The organism is Streptomyces sp. SID486 (genome assembly GCF_009865385.1).
GTDB lineage: Bacteria > Actinomycetota > Actinomycetes > Streptomycetales > Streptomycetaceae > Streptomyces.
Genome location: NZ_WWJT01000157.1, coordinates 1 through 1,188, shown reverse-complemented (window position 1 = coordinate 1,188; position 1,188 = coordinate 1). Strand labels below are relative to the sequence as shown.

1 protein-coding gene is annotated in these 1,188 nt (G+C 76.1%); it reads right to left on the bottom strand.

Translation table 11 applies throughout. From position 1 onward, the window contains the following. Positions 1–24: 24 nt before the first annotated feature. Positions 25–1,050 (bottom strand): 4Fe-4S dicluster domain-containing protein, encoded by a 1,026-nt coding sequence (locus GT045_RS07590; RefSeq protein WP_161333694.1) that lies wholly within the window; start codon positions 1,048–1,050, stop codon positions 25–27. Positions 1,051–1,188 lie beyond the last annotated feature (138 nt).

Sequence of the window (1,188 nt, the reverse complement as noted above, 5' to 3'; positions counted from 1 at the left end):
GTCCGCCCCGGGAACCCTCCGGTGTCATCGCGGCCTCCTCGCGAAGCTCCCCACCGCCAGTGCCGTCAGGGCGGCCGCGGCCACCGCCGCGTGCCGCCACATGCCGGGCAGGTCCCGGGTGGTGACCACCGGGTCCGGGGGCAGGCCGTAGACCTCCGGCTCGTCCAGCAGCAGGAAGAACGCGCCGGCGCCGCCCACCCCGTCGTCCGGGCTCTCGCCGTACAGGCGGGCGTCGGTCACCCCGGCGGCGTGCAGCTGCGCCACCCGCGCCCGCGCCCGCTCCCGCAGTTCCTCCAGCGGGCCGAACTGGATGGACTCCGTCGGGCACGACTTGGCGCAGGCCGGCTCCAGACCGGCGCCGAGCCGGTCGTAGCACAGGGTGCACTTCCACGCCCGGCCGTCGTCCTCGCGCTGGTCGATGACGCCGTACGGGCAGGCGGGCACGCAGTAGCCGCAGCCGTTGCAGACGTCCTGCTGGACGACGACCGTGCCGAACTCGGTGCGGAACAGTGCCCCCGTGGGGCACACGTCCAGGCAGGCGGCGTGGGTGCAGTGCTTGCACACGTCCGAGGACATCAGCCAGCGCAGTTCGGTCCTGCCCTCCGGGGAGACCGGGGAGATCCGCCCGGCGGGCGCCTGCACGGCCGCGGGGCCCGCGCGGGAGGCGTCGGTGCCGAGCCGGGAGGCGGCGGCGAACACGTCCACGGCCTCGTCCGCGCTCACGTGCGCGCCCTCGGGCACGGCGGTGTGCGCGACGCCGGCCTCCTGGCCGCCCAGCGGCTTGCGCTGCTCCACGAAGGCCACGTGGCGCCAGGTGTCGGCGCCCAGGCCGCGCGTGTTGTCGTAGGACATGCCGGTCAGTTCGAGGCCGTCCTCCGGGATCGCGTTCCACTCCTTGCAGGCCACCTCGCACGCCTTGCAGCCGATGCACACGGAGGTGTCGGTGAAGAAGCCCACCCGGGGCGGGGCGTCCGGGTAGCCCGAAGCGCCGGCCACGTCAGGCTGCGGACCGTACAGCGCGTTGCCGCGCTCGTTCCCGGCGTCGCTCATGCCGTCCTCCTCCGCCGAGGCCACCGCACGCACGCCGTCCGCCGGCGCGGGGCCCCGCACCGCCCCGGGTGCCCTCGTTCCGAGCCTGGCACGCGCGCCCGCACTCCGCGCGCCCGGCAGCGGCGGTGTGCCGCGGCC

Coding starts and splice junctions, on each gene's coding strand:
- GT045_RS07590 (WP_161333694.1), bottom strand. CDS start 1,050: ATGAGCGACGCCGGGAACGAGCGCGGCAACGCGCTGTACGGTCCGCAG.